The 15,346-nt window shown below is 42.8% G+C and carries 13 protein-coding genes; 9 read left to right on the forward strand and 4 right to left on the reverse strand.

Annotation, left to right across the window (positions count from 1 at the left end; genetic code table 11):
• Nucleotides 1-135 precede the first annotated feature (135 nt).
• The 8 genes from infB (at nucleotide 136) to pnp (ending at nucleotide 9,402) form a co-directional block, all read left to right on the forward strand.
• Entirely contained in the window at nucleotides 136-2,862 is a 2,727-nt protein-coding gene (gene infB, locus AC5JPT_RS09675; RefSeq protein WP_319050746.1) for a translation initiation factor IF-2, read from the forward strand.
• Between the two features lie 194 nt (nucleotides 2,863-3,056).
• Nucleotides 3,057-3,446: a ribosome-binding factor A gene (locus AC5JPT_RS09680; RefSeq protein WP_319050745.1), complete on the forward strand. Its 390-nt coding sequence runs from the start codon at nucleotides 3,057-3,059 to the stop codon at nucleotides 3,444-3,446.
• Nucleotides 3,447-3,455: 9 nt separating this feature from the next.
• Nucleotides 3,456-4,550 carry a tRNA pseudouridine(55) synthase TruB gene (gene truB / locus AC5JPT_RS09685; RefSeq protein ID WP_493857935.1) on the forward strand — a complete coding sequence of 365 codons (1,095 nt, stop codon included), beginning with the start codon at nucleotides 3,456-3,458 and terminating at the stop codon, nucleotides 4,548-4,550.
• 348 nt (nucleotides 4,551-4,898) lie between these two features.
• The gene (locus AC5JPT_RS09690; protein ID WP_493857936.1) at nucleotides 4,899-5,423 is read left to right on the forward strand and encodes a type 1 glutamine amidotransferase domain-containing protein; all 525 of its coding nucleotides are present in this window, start codon (nucleotides 4,899-4,901) and stop codon (nucleotides 5,421-5,423) included.
• A 69-nt stretch (nucleotides 5,424-5,492) separates the two neighbouring features.
• Nucleotides 5,493-5,654, forward strand: coding sequence for a hypothetical protein (locus tag AC5JPT_RS09695; protein WP_493857937.1), 162 nt, complete (start codon nucleotides 5,493-5,495; stop codon nucleotides 5,652-5,654).
• Between the two features lie 113 nt (nucleotides 5,655-5,767).
• The gene (locus AC5JPT_RS09700) at nucleotides 5,768-5,938 is read left to right on the forward strand and encodes a hypothetical protein (RefSeq protein ID WP_319050741.1); all 171 of its coding nucleotides are present in this window, start codon (nucleotides 5,768-5,770) and stop codon (nucleotides 5,936-5,938) included.
• Nucleotides 5,939-6,286: 348 nt separating this feature from the next.
• Nucleotides 6,287-6,553 carry a 30S ribosomal protein S15 gene (rpsO, locus tag AC5JPT_RS09705; RefSeq protein ID WP_045443035.1) on the forward strand — a complete coding sequence of 89 codons (267 nt, stop codon included), beginning with the start codon at nucleotides 6,287-6,289 and terminating at the stop codon, nucleotides 6,551-6,553.
• Nucleotides 6,554-7,299: 746 nt separating this feature from the next.
• Nucleotides 7,300-9,402 (forward strand): polyribonucleotide nucleotidyltransferase, encoded by a 2,103-nt coding sequence (gene pnp, locus AC5JPT_RS09710; RefSeq protein WP_493857938.1) that lies wholly within the window; start codon nucleotides 7,300-7,302, stop codon nucleotides 9,400-9,402.
• Between the two features lie 151 nt (nucleotides 9,403-9,553).
• On the opposite strand, the gene AC5JPT_RS09715 is transcribed toward pnp, so the two are convergent.
• From AC5JPT_RS09715 to AC5JPT_RS09730, 4 genes are all read right to left on the reverse strand, one after another.
• On the reverse strand, nucleotides 9,554-10,117 hold the full coding sequence (locus AC5JPT_RS09715) for a hypothetical protein (RefSeq protein ID WP_493857939.1): 564 nt from the start codon (nucleotides 10,115-10,117) through the stop codon (nucleotides 9,554-9,556).
• Nucleotides 10,118-10,146: 29 nt separating this feature from the next.
• The gene (locus AC5JPT_RS09720) at nucleotides 10,147-10,698 is read right to left on the reverse strand and encodes a hypothetical protein (RefSeq protein ID WP_057757770.1); all 552 of its coding nucleotides are present in this window, start codon (nucleotides 10,696-10,698) and stop codon (nucleotides 10,147-10,149) included.
• A 177-nt stretch (nucleotides 10,699-10,875) separates the two neighbouring features.
• Nucleotides 10,876-11,133, reverse strand: a complete 258-nt coding sequence (locus AC5JPT_RS09725; RefSeq protein ID WP_319050736.1) for a YheV family putative zinc ribbon protein — start codon at nucleotides 11,131-11,133, stop codon at nucleotides 10,876-10,878.
• The gene (locus AC5JPT_RS09730; RefSeq protein WP_493857940.1) at nucleotides 11,134-13,329 is read right to left on the reverse strand and encodes a M3 family metallopeptidase; all 2,196 of its coding nucleotides are present in this window, start codon (nucleotides 13,327-13,329) and stop codon (nucleotides 11,134-11,136) included. It abuts the gene before it with no gap.
• Nucleotides 13,330-13,887: 558 nt separating this feature from the next.
• Here AC5JPT_RS09730 and AC5JPT_RS09735 point away from each other — a divergent pair.
• Nucleotides 13,888-15,000 (forward strand): AOC03_06830 family ribosome hibernation factor, encoded by a 1,113-nt coding sequence (locus AC5JPT_RS09735; protein ID WP_493857941.1) that lies wholly within the window; start codon nucleotides 13,888-13,890, stop codon nucleotides 14,998-15,000.
• The last annotated feature ends 346 nt before the right edge of the window (nucleotides 15,001-15,346 follow it).

Below are 15,346 nucleotides of genomic sequence, written 5' to 3' on the forward strand. Positions count from 1 at the left end.
GCTGTCTTTTGGTGATATGCTATTGAGAATAAAGTGCTAATACTTACATGTTGTAGGTACTGGCCTTAACCCAATCATTTGTAGCCAACAACTGAATTGAACATATAGCAAATAATAGACAGTAGGTGATAATAAATGGCAGATAAGACCGTCAAAGAACTGGCAGAAATGGTAGGCAAAACTACAAATGCTGTACAGCAGCAACTAGTAGATGCTGGCCTACCTGCTCGCGCAGAGGATGACCTAGTCACCGAGCTTGAGCAAGAGAAGCTAGTGACGTATTTAAAGCAAAGTCATGGTCAACAAGAAAAGCGCCGTATCAGTCTTAAATCTAAGACGACCAGTACCGCGCGTGTGACCGGCTCTTCAGGTAAGTCTAAGAGCGTCAATGTTGAAGTACGTAAAAAGAAAGTATTCGAGAAGCCTGACCCAGAGAAAATGGCTGAAGAATTGGCAGCCCGTGAACAGGCTTTAGCTGAGTCTCAAGAGCGCGCCGCTAAAGAGGCTGAAGAACGTGCAGCCACTAAGAAAAAAGCTGAAGAACGCCAAGCAGCCACATTAGCTGCAATGCGTGCAAGTTTAGGTTCTAGCAAAAAATCAGATGACAAGAACGATGATGTTTCTACATCAGTTGTTGTAAAAAAAGGTGGTAAAGCCACTGCTGAAGTTAAGCCGAAAGAGCAGCCGAAGAAAAAAGTGGCTGCAACCAAGCCTAAAGTAGAAACAGCTGCTGAGCGTAAAGCTCGCGAAACGCGTGAGAAAGAAGAAGCGCGTTTACGTGAAATCGAATTAGAAACCCGCCGCACTCAAGCTGAAGAAGCGCAAAAGCGTACGCTTGAGCAAATGCGTAAAATGGCCGGTAAATATACGGATCGCGAGCCAGTTACTGAAGTGCGTAAAGATGAACCATTGGCCGAAGGTTTGGTTGGTGATGCCCTAGAAGAATCATTTGAAAAAGAGCGTCGCGAAATCAAACGCGGTTCAAACAGTACTGGCACACGTGGCCGTCGCCGTAAAAATCAAGATGAGCGTGAAATTAAGAACCGTAAAAACGGTTTGCGTTCAACTCAGGCGTCACAGCATAAGTTTGAAAAACCAGTTGAAAAAATCGTCTACGATGTTGAGATTAGTGAGCAGATTTCAGTTGCTGATCTTGCGCAGCGTATGGCAGTTAAAGCTCGCGAAGTTACTAAATTGCTTATGAAAATGGGTGAAATGGCTCGTGAGTCAGACACGATTGACCAAGCTACAGCAAGTTTACTTGTTGAAGAGATGGGTCATAACCCCGTGCCAGTCAGCGATACAAAAGTTGAAGATGATCTACAGTACGCCGTTGATGAGCGCAGTAGTAACATTCAAACGCGTCCACCAGTAGTAACTATCATGGGTCATGTTGATCATGGTAAAACGTCATTGCTCGATAAAATTCGTGAGACGAAAGTTGCGAATGGTGAAGCGGGCGGTATCACTCAGCACATTGGTGCTTACCACGTAAACACCGATCGCGGCGTTATTACTTTCCTAGATACGCCGGGTCACGCCGCCTTTAGTGCTATGCGTTCACGCGGTGCTCAAGCGACTGATATCGTGGTGCTTGTTGTTGCAGCTGATGATGGTATGATGCCGCAAACAGCAGAAGCTATTGATCATGCACGTGCTGCCGGTACGCCAATCATTGTTGCTATTAACAAAATGGATAAGCCAGGCGCTGATCCTGACCGTGTTCTTAACGAGTTGACTACCAAAGAAGTTATCTCAGAAGAATGGGGTGGCGATACGCCGATGGCTCGTATCTCAGCCAAAACTGGCGAAGGTATTGAAGACTTATTAGAATTCATTAGCTTGCAAGCTGAGCTAATGGAACTAGAAGCGCCTCTAGACGGTGCTGCGCAGGGCGTTGTTATCGAATCAAGACTTGAAAAAGGTCGTGGTCCTGTTGTTAGCGTATTGGTCAAAAAGGGTACATTGAAGCAAGGCGATTTGGTCTTGGCTGGTGAGCACTATGGCAAGGTTCGTGCACTAACTGACGAGCATGGTCAGCGTATCAAATCAGCTGGTCCTTCTATTCCTGTAGAAATCCTAGGTCTACCTGAGACGCCTGCTGCTGGTAGCGAGTTCTTGGTGGTTACGGATGAGAAGAAAGCTCGCGAAGTTGCAGATTTCAGAACCAACCGTGAGCGCGAGCGTCAACTCGAACGTCAGAATGCTATGCGTTTAGAGAGTATGTTTGACCAGATGGGTCAAGGCGATGTGTCATTCTTGAACATTGTGCTAAAAACAGATGTGCGTGGTTCGCTTGAAGCGTTACTAGCTGCTCTAAATGAGTTGTCTACTGAAGAAGTGAAAGTCAGAGTCATCAGCTCAGGTGTTGGTCCGATCTCTGAATCTGACGTAACGCTTGCAGAATCAAGTGAGGCGGTACTATTAGGCTTTAACGTTCGTGCAGATGCGACAGCACGCCGCAAAGCAGATACTGCTAATATGGATATTCGCTACTACAGCGTAATCTATGGTTTGATCGATGATGTGAAATCAGCAATGAGCGGTATGCTTGCTCCTGAACATCGTGAAAAAATCCTTGGTGTGGCAGACGTCCGTGAAGTATTCCGCTCTAGTAAGTTTGGTGCGGCCGCTGGTTGTATGGTCGTTGAAGGTACAATCTACCGTAACAAACCTATCCGTGTACTACGTGATGACCAAGTTATCTTTACTGGTCAATTGCAGTCATTGCGTCGCTATAAAGAAGACGTCAATGAAGTACGTACTGGTATAGAATGTGGTCTAGCGGTTCGTGGCTATGATGTCGAAGCTGGTGACAAAATCGAAGTCTTTGAAATCCAAGAGTTCGCACGTACTATCTAAAGCCACTGTTCGATAGCAGAGTATGCACAACACAGTAGGCGACATTCGCTAAGCATGTCGAATACTCTGTAAATATCTAGCGGTACATAGGCCTAACAGGTACACCCTGCTAGGCCTTTTTTGGCAAGTATTCGTACTAAATTAATTGATAAGTCTATTAATAAAAATAAGTATCATTAAAGTAAGGTAATAACATGAACCAACGTCTACAACGCTTGTCCGATCAGATTCAGCGTGAGCTTGCTGTTCTTATCCGTGATGAAGTCAATGACCCTCGTCTAACAGGTTTTGTCACAATCTCTAGTGTCAAAGTCAGCCCAGATCTAGGCTATGCTGATGTCTATGTCACCATCATGGAGCCTGAGCTCAACGATGCCATGACTAAGACCAATCATGAAGATAGTATCAAAGTGCTCAACAAAGCAGCAGGATTTTTGCGTACTGAGCTGAGCCATAGCCTCAAGACACGTACTACCCCGCGTCTACGTTTTCATTATGACGAAGTGACGGCTCGTGGTAATTACATGATGGACTTAATCAGCAAAGCCGTCACTCAAACTGAGCAAAACGAGAATGACGAGTAAATTATAATTATGTCTATAACGTCCAAGCAAGTGGATAAAAAAGCGAATAAAACGCCTGACAAAATAAAAGTGTCGGGTGTTATTTTGGTGGACAAACCTCAGGGCATGACTTCACAGCAAGTCGTATCTAAAGTGAAGTATTTGTTTAAATCACCTATGCATGACAGCAAAAAAGCAGGTCATACAGGGACGCTTGATCCAATGGCCACTGGCCTATTGCCCATTTGCTTGGGTGAAGCCACCAAATTCAGCCATTATCAACTGGATGCCGATAAATCTTATCAAGCAACTATTCTACTTGGTAGCCAAACGGATACTGGTGACGCTGATGGTCAAATCATCAAACAAGCACCTGTTCCAGAGTTTGACGAAGACTTATTAGCGACTATCGCACAGCAGTTTTTGGGTGCGCAGCAGCAAATACCACCGATGTATTCAGCACTGAAAAAAGATGGCAAAAAACTTTACGAATACGCCCGTGCTGGTATTGAGGTTGATAGGCCACCGAGAGATATTACCATTAAAGCGATCGATCTGAATGTGATTGACGATCAGCAAATCCGCTTAACAGTAACGTGTACCAAGGGTACGTATGTGCGTGTACTCGCGGAAGATATTGTAAAGGGTCTAGGTACGCTTGGGCATCTGACTGCTCTGCGCCGTACACAGGTAGGTAAGTTTAATATCGATAAATCTATCGCCTTATCATCGTTAGAAGAGTGTCTTTTAGAAGAACGTCAGTTCTGGTTACTACCTATCGATGCCTGTATCGATATCGACGCTGAGCTAACGCTTACAGAAGAGCAGTGTGCTCGTGTACATATGGGACAACGTTTGAATGTATTTGATGAGCTAAACGGAGGACTCAGGGACTACATTTCTAATAAGGTTTCTTATCAACTAACTAATGCTAATGCTATTAGCACTAATGACGCTGATCTAGAAATCGATAAAGAAGGCGACGCTGACCTTGAGTCTTATCAGCCCTTAGCACATGAGATACCTATTGATATACGTCTACTCAATGAACAAGGAGAGTTTCTTGGGTTGGGAGCTGTCAGTCTTAATGGGCGCTTACAACCAAAGAAACTTATTCAGCGCTGACACTGACATCACTTTGTATACAAACCAGTAGCCAGAACTCATTCGCTTTACTAATAGTTTACACTAATCACATACCGTCACATTTTATTGCAGGTTTCACCTATGGTGAAACCTGTTTTTTTTGTACATTATATACACCAGCTAGGGAAAGCTGAGCAGAAAAATAAGACGAAAAAACCATAACAATAGAAAATAATAACTAAAATAAATATCATTATAAAAACACGAACCAAAAGACTTTATAACAATAGACAATAAGAACGAACAATAATACAGCGCAATAATTAGCTGGATCATAAAATCAAAATAATTATAGAAAATAAATAACTATAGATAGTAAGGAATATTATGAAAACGATTGCTTTTCTACTACATAACAATTTTGAGCAAGCAGAGTACGAAGAAGTTAACAATAAGCTAAAAGGCAAAGGCTACAATACGCTTCTTATCACTACCAACAAAGACAAAAAAGTTCAAGCCATGCAGCAGGACGTAGACAAAGGTGATACCTTTACGGCTGATATCTTTGCGAGAGAAGCGAATGTCGAAGACTACGATGCGTTAGTGTTACCAGGCGGTACAGTGAACGCAGACACGATACGTGGCAACGAAGAAGCTCATCGTATCATCAACGCTATCAATGATGCAGGTAAACCGTTAGCAGCAATATGCCATGCTCCTTGGGCGCTTATTGATACGGGTATTGCCAAAGGAAAAACGCTTACTTCTTACCAATCATTGCAAACCGATTTAGAAAACGCAGGCGCCAATTACGTAGACAAAACAGTACAAATCGATGGTAATTTGATTACTTCACGTAATCCAGACGATATTGACAACTTCGCTGATGCAATACATAAAGCACTGTCTTAATCTTTTCATCTGGTTGAAGTTTAACCACGAATACATTTTAATTAATTACAACTATACTAGGGGAACATTATGTCAAACTCTAACCCAAACGACACTAAACTTGAGCAACAGCGTTCTGATTCAGCTAATGCGGCTCTTAAAAGCCAAACTGAAAACAATCATACTGGAGACAGTGAAGCTGCAGCAGATCGCATTGCAGATAATCTAGAGAGTGCTAAAGAAGACAAGTAATACATCTAATGCGTCATTCTTAACTGAATGACGCTATTTTTTTTGGTACTTATTTAGTTATTAAACAAACACTAGCAATCACGAAATTTAAAAATAATAATTTAGGAGTTAATATGAGTAATTCAGCAGATAACATGGATGAGCAAGAAAAAGAAATTGCACAGCTCTCAGAAGATATCAATCCCAGAGAAGATAAGACGCCTGATAGTTTGGCTGAGGCAACCACGGCACCGCTCGAAGATGACGAGTTAGGCGGTAACGCTAAGGAAAACGACGTTAAGTAGCAAATGAATGGTAACTTTGCTAGATAGACGATTAGACTTACAAGTATTATGAAAAACTGCTGCTAGTTCAGCGGTTTTTTGCTATAATCATCCTCACATTTAAATCAGGTTCTAGACAGTACATTGTATCTTGCCTAGCACTAAAACTAGGTAAGAAGTCAATATGCAGCAGTTTAGGCTTACTAAATGATTGTTATCTGTAACTGAGCTTGTCGTACACTAGGTCAACTCTAGTAATGCAGGGTTGTCCTGAATGGCGTACAAGTTATTTTATTTATTATTCTATTGCTTTAAAGCCGACTTAAATTGTAGTCCGTTCTAAAGCTCTTAGCATTGCCGGAGATATTTATGCTAACTAATACCGATCGTGAACAAATCATCGCTCAATACCAACGTGGCGAAAATGACACTGGTTCTCCAGAAGTTCAAGTAGCTTTGTTGAGTGCTCGTATCAATGATTTGCAGAACCATTTCAAAGCACATAAAGCTGACCACCATAGCCGTCGCGGTCTTATCCGTATGGTTAACACACGTCGCAAATTGCTTGATTACCTAAAAGGTAAAGATCTTGGTCGTTACACGACTCTTATCAGCCAATTGGGTCTACGTCGTTAATCTGACAAATACATCACGAGGGGCCACCAAAACTAAAGACACCATTATATGGCACAATCTTGAAGTTTTCGTTAGACCATTCGGGACTTGTTTGTTGTTATCGATAATATAGATTTTTATAAAACGGCGTGGAATAGTTTCACGCCGTTTTTTTATGCTTATTCATTTCATAAGACAGGTTCAGATAATCTCGTAAATCATTAGGTAAGACGCGCAGTGTAGACAGCAGCTTTAGTAAAAACAGCACGAAATGTATATACGATCGAATTTTTTCTATTGATAGTCGCTGTGTTTTGCAATTAATTGGTCAATGGCTCCAAATCACTGTAAAATAATGCTTTGTGACTTTTACAACATATCTACTCCATACATGGCGATTATCTAAAAGTAGTAGTCTCTTAGCCTATAAGTTGATTGGATGAGCAAATACCTGACAGGTGATATCCGATAACTGTGAGTGCAAAGGTAGCCTACATGATTTTTAGCACTAAAGTCTTTTGACTTGACGCCTTTTTGATAGTATTTATAGTAAAGTCAAAATTGAACGACCGAATATATATGATAGTACGATGTCTAGCACAGACAGATATAAGAGATAACCAATTGACGTTATTGGCAGTGATTGAGATGAGTTTTTAGAAAAAGAGTGTCAATCAGTAGTAGCCATATACATAGAATTTTAATGACAGATATCAGCTTATTAGGTTGCTGATATCACTTTTGTCAGTCAACATTAGGAAGATTATATGACAATGTTTAACACCATTAAGCGTGAATTTCAGTACGGTAACCAGCAAGTCGTTATCGAGACAGGCCGTATGGCTCGTCAAGCAAACTCTATTTTAGTACACATGGGCGGCGTAACAGTACTAGTTGCAGCAGTCGTAAAGTCAGAAGCTAAAGAGGGTCAAAACTTTTTTCCGCTCACCGTAAACTACCAAGAAAAAATGTATGCAGCGGGTAAAATTCCAGGTGCTTATGGCAAACGTGAAGGTCGTGCAAGCGAATTTGAAACTTTAACCTCGCGCTTGATTGACCGTCCGATTCGTCCGCTATTCCCAGAAGGTTATGTAAACGAAATCCAAATCACAGCGACGGTTGTATCATCAGATAAAACTCAGTCTGCAGATATCGCTGCACTAATTGGTGCTTCAGCGGCATTGGCTATCTCTGATGCGCCATTCAATGGTCCTGTTGCTGCCGCTCGTGTTGGTTTCATTAATGGTGAATACGTTCTAAACCCAACGTCTGAGCAGCTTGAGACCAGTGATCTAGATTTGGTTGTCGCTGGTACTAAGTCTGCGGTATTGATGGTTGAGTCTGAAGCGGCAGAGCTGTCAGAAGACCAGATGTTAGGTGCAGTATTGTACGGTCATCAGCAGCAGCAAATTGTTATTGATAATATCGCTTCAATGGCGGAAGAAATTGGTACTGCTAAGCAGCAATACTCTGCTCCTGAGCGTGACCAAGCACTTACCAGCAGCATGAAAGAGCAGTTCGGCGAGCAAGTGGCTGACGCTTATACCATTACTGATAAGCAAGCACGTTACACTAAGCTTGACGAAATTAAGCAATCAATTATTGATGCACTTGCTGGTGATGCTGAGTCAGAAACTTATGCTGATACCGTGTCTGAGCTTAAAGAAATATATAACGACCTTAAATATCGTACCGTTCGTGACAATATCTTGTCAGGTAAACCGCGTATCGATGGTCGTGATCCTGAGACAGTTCGTGCGCTTGACGTACAAGTTGGTGTATTGCCATATACGCATGGTTCAGCACTGTTCACCCGCGGTGAGACACAGGCATTGGTTACGACTACGCTTGGCAACAGCCGTGATGTCAACATGATTGACTCACTAGGTGGCACAATTCGTGACCATTTCATGCTGCATTATAACTTCCCGCATTTCTCAGTTGGTGAAACGGGCCGTGAAGGTATTCCAAAACGTCGTGAAATTGGTCATGGCCGCCTTGCACGTCGCGGTGTACAAGCAATGCTACCAGATAGCGAACGCTTCCCATATGTGATCCGTGTGGTATCAGAGATTACTGAATCTAATGGTTCATCTTCTATGGCGTCTGTTTGCGGTGCAAGCTTGGCATTGATGGACGCAGGCGTACCATTAAAAGCACCAGTTGCTGGTATCGCGATGGGTCTGGTTAAAGAAGGCGAGCGTTTTGCTGTCTTATCAGATATCTTGGGTGATGAAGATCATCTAGGCGACATGGACTTTAAAGTCGCAGGTTCTAAAGACGGTATCACAGCGCTACAGATGGATATCAAAATCGAAGGTATCACGCCTGACATCATGGAGCAGGCGCTTAAGCAAGCACATGCTGGTCGTATCCACATCTTGGACGCAATGAATCAAGTACTACCTGAGAGCCGTACTGAAATCAACGCTCATGCACCAAATTATGCGGTTATCGAAATCAACCCAGACAAGATTCGTGATGTTATCGGTAAAGGCGGCGCAACTATCCGTCAGTTGACTGAAGAGACTGGCGCAGTTATCGACATTGATGATGCCGGTACTATTCGTATCTTTGGTGAAAACAAAGCCGCTACCAAAGCCGCTATTGGTAAAATCGAAGCATTAACTGCTGAAGTTGAAGTTGGTAAAACTTATGAAGGTACGGTTGCTCGTATCGTAGACTTTGGTGCATTTGTCAACGTATTACCAAACACCGATGGTCTAGTGCATATCTCACAAATCGCAGAAGAGCGTGTAGAAAATGTATCTGATTACCTAAAAGAAGGCCAAGTCGTTAAAGTACTTGTGCAAGACGTTGACAACCGTGGTCGTATCAAACTTACTATGAAAGGTGTTGAACAGAACTAATATTCGACCTTTGATGTAGTTTGACCCAAAAAAACCGCCTTGAGTACTCATAAAGAGTATTTCAAGGCGGTTTTTTTTATCTTTAAAAATGATAGCTGAGCAACTCATAGTCAGTTTGTAAGTAACAGTCAGTTTATAAGTAATAGTCTATTTATAAACTGATACTTTTTGGGACGTGCACATCGATACGTAGCTTTGGTAGGTCTTGTAAATAGGTAGTCAGTAATGGCAATGTATCAGTCTGCCAATCTAGAGGCAGAGAATTTGCTTCAGTACTTTGGTGAGTTGCAGTATCACGTGGATTATCAAAAATAAGTGGACGTGCTAATAGTGCAACTCTGCGTATGCCTTTATAACGTATGAGCGGCATCATCTGCTGCTGTAGATCAATTAAGGCAGTGGTAAACCAACGCGTACGCGCAGGATGGTATGGGTGATTCGATACCACAAGGTTAGCGATATAGCTTGGCTGATTGCCATTACTACTGATACCCAGACCTGCTTGCTCACGCATGCGCTTATGCAGTAAGCAGCTGCCAACGTTTAAGCTACCATCACGGCAAGCACGATGATAGCGATGATAGTTATCAGGGTACAAGGTTTTGGCTCGTGCAAGGACAGGGTCCAAAAGAACGCCAGCGTTATTGACAGGTAATATGAGCAGTTGTGCTCTACTATTCAATATAGACGCATGCGTAAGTTGCAGGTTCGCCATCCTAAGCCTCTTTATCAGAAATGCTGTTTTTATTGTGGCTCTGTTTGACCAGCGCCATCTGCTTCTAGCTGTGCTATTTGCTGTTCGAGTAAGGCGATCTCTTCTGCTTTCATATCGGTGAGTTTTTTACTCATGGCTAATTGCTCAGCAGCCAGCTTTTCTTGTTCAGCTAAGCGCTTACGCTCATCTTCTAAACGATCAATCTCTTCTTTGGCTAGGCTGTCAGTCTTTGGTATAGGCGCGTTTAAGATAGCGGCGGGGCTGGGTAGTTCAGTGCTTACACTCTCATCTAAAATGACACTTTCATTCATGTCTTCGCTATCATCAATGATAATATCGTGCTCGTCATTGGTCATGTCTTTTGAATTTGAAGCGGCTTTAGCGGCCTCAGTTTGCTCAGCCATTGTTGGTGATTTGCTAATAGGTAAGACAGGATCTGGTTGAGGCTTCGCCCAAATAAAGTAAGCCACAGCGATAAGTAGCAACGCAAAAATAAGGGTAATCCAAACTCGTCGGCCAGCTTTTGCAGAGGTTGCTCTAGAAGACTTGGTAGATAAAGGACGCATTTTTTTACGGTTCATATTATGATCGATTTATGTCAAGACTATAAGTAGACATACTATAGCAAACTCAAAATAAAAAGCCTATCTATTGATAGATAGGCTTAATAGACCATGAAACAATGAGTGAGTAATACATAGGTACGCTGTTTGAGACAATTGCTGAGTAGTTAGCACTAAGCGACCAGTTTTCAACAATTAAGGTTTGAACTTTACGGTACCGCTAGTACCTGTAGTCATGGCATCACGAGCAAGCTGATCCTCTAAATGGTTTTTGGCACTAATCGCATCAGGATCAGGACGATGCTCAGAATGTCCACATTGGGTACACTCAATGTACTCATCTGGCGCTGGCGTGACAATATTGACTTGTACTACCGCGTCCATCTCCTGGCATTTTGGACAACGCACTCCTGCCAAAAACCGACGCTTGGGTTTAGATGACTGATAGCGCATTTAGATAACCTCGTGCGTCGTCTGGTCGTTTGTAGCGTCGATGTTCTTAGTATCGACAAAGCCATTGTGACGTAGTAGAGCATCAATACTGGCACTACGACCACGGAAGTTTTCAAAGTTGGTCTTGGCTGGGAAACTACCACCAACGGATAAGACAGACTCACGAAAAGCTTTACCAGTTGCTGGGTTAAAAATACCCTCTTCCTCAAACTTACTAAAAGCATCCGCTGATAATAGCTCTGCCCATTTATAAGAGTAATAACCTGCCGCATAACCACCCGCGAAGATATGACTGAAGCCATTAGCAAAACGGTTATAGTCAGGCGTCTGCATGATAGCGATATCGCTACGTACTGCATTGAGTGTTGCTAAGATACCATCGTAATCAAGGGCTGGGGTATGAGCGTGAATCAGTAAATCAAACAATGCAAACTCGATTTGACGCAGTGTCTGTAGACCGCTTTGGAAGTTTTTTACCGCCAATAGCGCATCCAATTTATCTTTAGGCAATGGCTCACCAGACTCGACATGGCTACTGATAAGCGCAATGCCTTCAGCATCCCACGCCCAGTTTTCCATAAACTGACTAGGCAGCTCGACGGCATCCCACTCGACACCATTGACACCTGCGACATCACCGACGGTAACTTGGGTCAATAAGTGATGCAGGCCGTGACCGAACTCGTGGAACAGAGTCAATACTTCATCATGGGTTAACAAGCTTGGTTTGCCATCAAGCGCTGGTGTGAAATTGCCTACCATGAAGCAGACAGGCAGTTGTGTGTGGTTTTGCTCTTCATAGCTATAGCGAGACTGAAAACCACTCATCCATGCCCCGCCACGCTTGCCACTGCGAGCAAATAAGTCGAAGTAAAAGCCGCCAATCAAGCGATCATCGGCATCAAACAGCTGATAAAAGCGCACATCATCGTGCCAGCGTGAGACAGTGGGAACATCAGTATCAGTATTATCAAAGTCTTGCTCTTGTACCGTAATACCGTATAGGCGTTCAACAATAGCAAACAAACCACTAATTACTTTTGGCAATGGGAAATAAGGACGGATCTCTTCTTGCGATAAACTAAACGCGCTTTGCTTTACTTTTTCGGCGATATAAGCGCTATCCCACGGTTGTAATTCATCAATACCATAATCCTGCGCACATTTTTGTAGTTGTGCCAAATCAGCCTTGGCAGCTGGAGTCGCTTTGGCAGCCAAATCACGTAAGAAGGTTTCCACCTCCAAGACGCTATCTGCCATCTTGGTCGATAGGGATACTTCAGCATAGTTGTCAAAGCCCAATAATTTGGCCTTTTGCTCACGTAATGTCAAAATTTGACTCATGATGTCGGCATTATTTAGCGACTCGCCTTTAGTATTGGTATGAGTATCAAACTCAGAAGCACGCGTGACATAGGCATGATACAGCGTCTCACGTAAGCTGCGATCATCAGCATGAGTCATAACTGCCAAATATACTGGGATATTTAGCGTTGCCACGTAATAAGGAGTAGGGAGCGCATCCACATCAGCTTGGCTGAGGTTATCGCTGGCAAGCTCACGTCCCTTATACTGCTCGCCTGCATCCGCCAATAGTGCCAACCCACTTTCTGTTAGACCCTTCAGCTGTGAGTCTGCTAGAGGCAATACAAATGCTTGGGTCGCATCTAAAATATGGTCTGAGAATGTCGCAGACAAGGTAGATAGCTCACTTTGGATAGCAGCAAATTTTTCTTGCTCGGTCTTAGGCAGTGCTACCCCTGATAGCTCAAAACTGCGCAGTGCCAACTCAATTGCGCGCGCACGTGCAGGCTCAAGCGTCGCAAAGAACTCTGTGTCACTGACGATAGTCTGGTAACGACTAAAGAGTGTCTGATGCTGACCAACTCGCGTGCCATAAGCGGAGAGCTTGGGCAGTAGCTCATGATGGACATGACGAATCTCGTCGTTACTCATCACGCCATTGAGGTGTGACAAGATACCCCAGCTGCGATCTAGCGCCAGATTGATATGATCAAAACGCATGACGTCTGCCAATGCCTGTTCAGCACTTACGCTGGTAGCGTCCGTCACTGCCGAAAGGTTATCTAGAAAATTATTGGCTTCATCGATAGCATCAACGACTTGGTTCTGTAGTGTGTGCGGCGCGGCATCGGCAAAGTCGACAAGGCGCAAGTCTGAAGAAGGAATAGTCATAAAAGTATCCAATATTAATGGTTGTTATAGAGCAAACTGTCGTATCAGATCGCACTCGTTACGGTTTCAATCTGTAATGCACGGCTATTTTTATAGTTTACGATCTATAGATAAGTTATATAAAAGATGGGTTCGTTTCATAAAAATACAACCTGAATGTGCACAACTGAGCGCGCGCACAATGTATGAGTACATAATATGGTCAGTAGAGTTCAGAAGACAGTTGGTTGAGACGATGTCTGTCTTTAACAATATAGATTGCTCTATTTACAAAGCGCTATCATTTGCTTGCATTTTAACCCTACAGAGAGTGAGGAGCAGCTGCTAGGATTAAGACAAAGGAATTCAAAAATTATGCACATATAAAGTGTGTACAACATGGAAAAGCAGAAGATGAACAGCAAATGGCTTTAGCAGTTTTTTATGAGCAGTCTATAGTTTGTGATTATACTGATAAAACCATCGCTAAGTATGGCATAGAGTAAAACAACATAACGCTGTACTAATAAGAAAATATATAAAATAGAAAGTAAATGATAATAAAACAAGGAGCACTATATGAAAGCGACTCTCAAAAGTTTACGTGAAACCAAAGCGAACCCAGCAGTGAGTATCTTTGTGAAGACTCACCGAGCACATCCTGCTAACGAACAAGATCCTATTGCCCTCAAAAATCAGTTAAAAGTCGTAGAAGATCGTCTGAATAAAGAGTATGACAAGAGCACAGCGACAATTATCTTGGATAACATTCATGCCAAGACCAATGACTTAAACCATAATTACAACCTCGATACCCTAGCTATATTTGCCAGTACTGATGATGTACAAGTTATCCGTATGCCAATTGACACAACAGAACGTGTGGTAATCTCAGATAGCTTCGCGACGCGCGATTTGGTACGTGACATGGCAAGCGCTGTCCATTATTACACAGTAATTCTAACCCGTGACAAAGCACGTTTAATCGAAGCTTCTAATGACCGTGTCATCAGAGAGTTTGACAAAGATGACGATGCGCAAAACAATATGGAAAATATTCAGTTCCCTGTAGAGAACAACGGACTGTATACAACGGGTGATGGTAGCTCGGATCGCTCATCAAATAACGAAAGCAGCCATCTTAAAGAGTACTTCAACCAAGTTGATAAAAGTGTACAAGAGCTGTGGGGCGAGCACAAAATGCCACTCGTAATTGTTGGCGACGCAAAAAACATCGGTTACTACAAAGAAGTGTGTGATCGTCCAGACAACATCATTGCCACGGTATCGAACGCTACTAATTTAGAAGATGGTAGTGCCCAGCATATCGTGGACAGTGTACAATATGCTGTAGAAGATTACCGTACATCATTGCATAAAGCAGCATTGGGTGAAATCGATAAAGCTCGCGGTGCCAATATGTTGCAAACTGATTTGCAAGAAGTATATCGTAGCGCGTTCCAAGGTGCTGGCGAGACTCTTTATGTGCGCCGTGGTTATATACAATCTGCCAAGATCGATGAAAAAGCTCAGACCCTAAGTCTTGCAAGCGATGTCACTGCAGAAGGCGTCACTGACGATGCAGTTGGTGAAATTATCGAGCACGTCATTCATAACGGTGGCGAAGCGGTGTTTATGCCACAAGATATCATGGGTGAAGATCAGCCTATTGCTTTGGTAACTCGTTACTAATTAAACAGGTTATTAATTAAACAGGCATATTTTATTAACGATGTTTATCCATAGATAAGTTATCGGCAATAAGTAATTACGATACAAGAGCGTTGGTTCTATATGGACCAGCGCTCTTTTTTATCATGCTTATTACTCATGTCCATGAGTACACATTATATTGGTTACGGATTCGAAGCACTGGTTCATATTGAGTCAGTGCTTTTTGCTATTTTTTACTTTCTAACAGTCAAATTACCGCAGATAAAGCTAAGTATCGATGCATACTTAGCATGGTTCAGAATAGAGCGATATTTCTCATTATGGTGCACGATGTTCTATGATAGTGCGTTTTTTAATTTACCTA

The organism is Psychrobacter sp. H26, from assembly GCF_059073035.1.

Excerpts from the sequence above, each read along its gene's own strand:
- infB (WP_319050746.1), top strand. The coding sequence starts at position 136 with ATGGCAGATAAGACCGTCAAAGAACTGGCAGAAATGGTAGGCAAAACT.
- AC5JPT_RS09680 (WP_319050745.1), top strand. The coding sequence starts at position 3,057 with ATGAACCAACGTCTACAACGCTTGTCCGATCAGATTCAGCGTGAGCTT.
- truB (WP_493857935.1), top strand. The coding sequence starts at position 3,456 with ATGTCTATAACGTCCAAGCAAGTGGATAAAAAAGCGAATAAAACGCCT.
- AC5JPT_RS09690 (WP_493857936.1), top strand. The coding sequence starts at position 4,899 with ATGAAAACGATTGCTTTTCTACTACATAACAATTTTGAGCAAGCAGAG.
- AC5JPT_RS09695 (WP_493857937.1), top strand. The coding sequence starts at position 5,493 with ATGTCAAACTCTAACCCAAACGACACTAAACTTGAGCAACAGCGTTCT.
- AC5JPT_RS09700 (WP_319050741.1), top strand. The coding sequence starts at position 5,768 with ATGAGTAATTCAGCAGATAACATGGATGAGCAAGAAAAAGAAATTGCA.
- rpsO (WP_045443035.1), top strand. The coding sequence starts at position 6,287 with ATGCTAACTAATACCGATCGTGAACAAATCATCGCTCAATACCAACGT.
- pnp (WP_493857938.1), top strand. The coding sequence starts at position 7,300 with ATGACAATGTTTAACACCATTAAGCGTGAATTTCAGTACGGTAACCAG.
- AC5JPT_RS09715 (WP_493857939.1), bottom strand. The coding sequence starts at position 10,117 with ATGGCGAACCTGCAACTTACGCATGCGTCTATATTGAATAGTAGAGCA.
- AC5JPT_RS09720 (WP_057757770.1), bottom strand. The coding sequence starts at position 10,698 with ATGAACCGTAAAAAAATGCGTCCTTTATCTACCAAGTCTTCTAGAGCA.
- AC5JPT_RS09725 (WP_319050736.1), bottom strand. The coding sequence starts at position 11,133 with ATGCGCTATCAGTCATCTAAACCCAAGCGTCGGTTTTTGGCAGGAGTG.
- AC5JPT_RS09730 (WP_493857940.1), bottom strand. The coding sequence starts at position 13,329 with ATGACTATTCCTTCTTCAGACTTGCGCCTTGTCGACTTTGCCGATGCC.
- AC5JPT_RS09735 (WP_493857941.1), top strand. The coding sequence starts at position 13,888 with ATGAAAGCGACTCTCAAAAGTTTACGTGAAACCAAAGCGAACCCAGCA.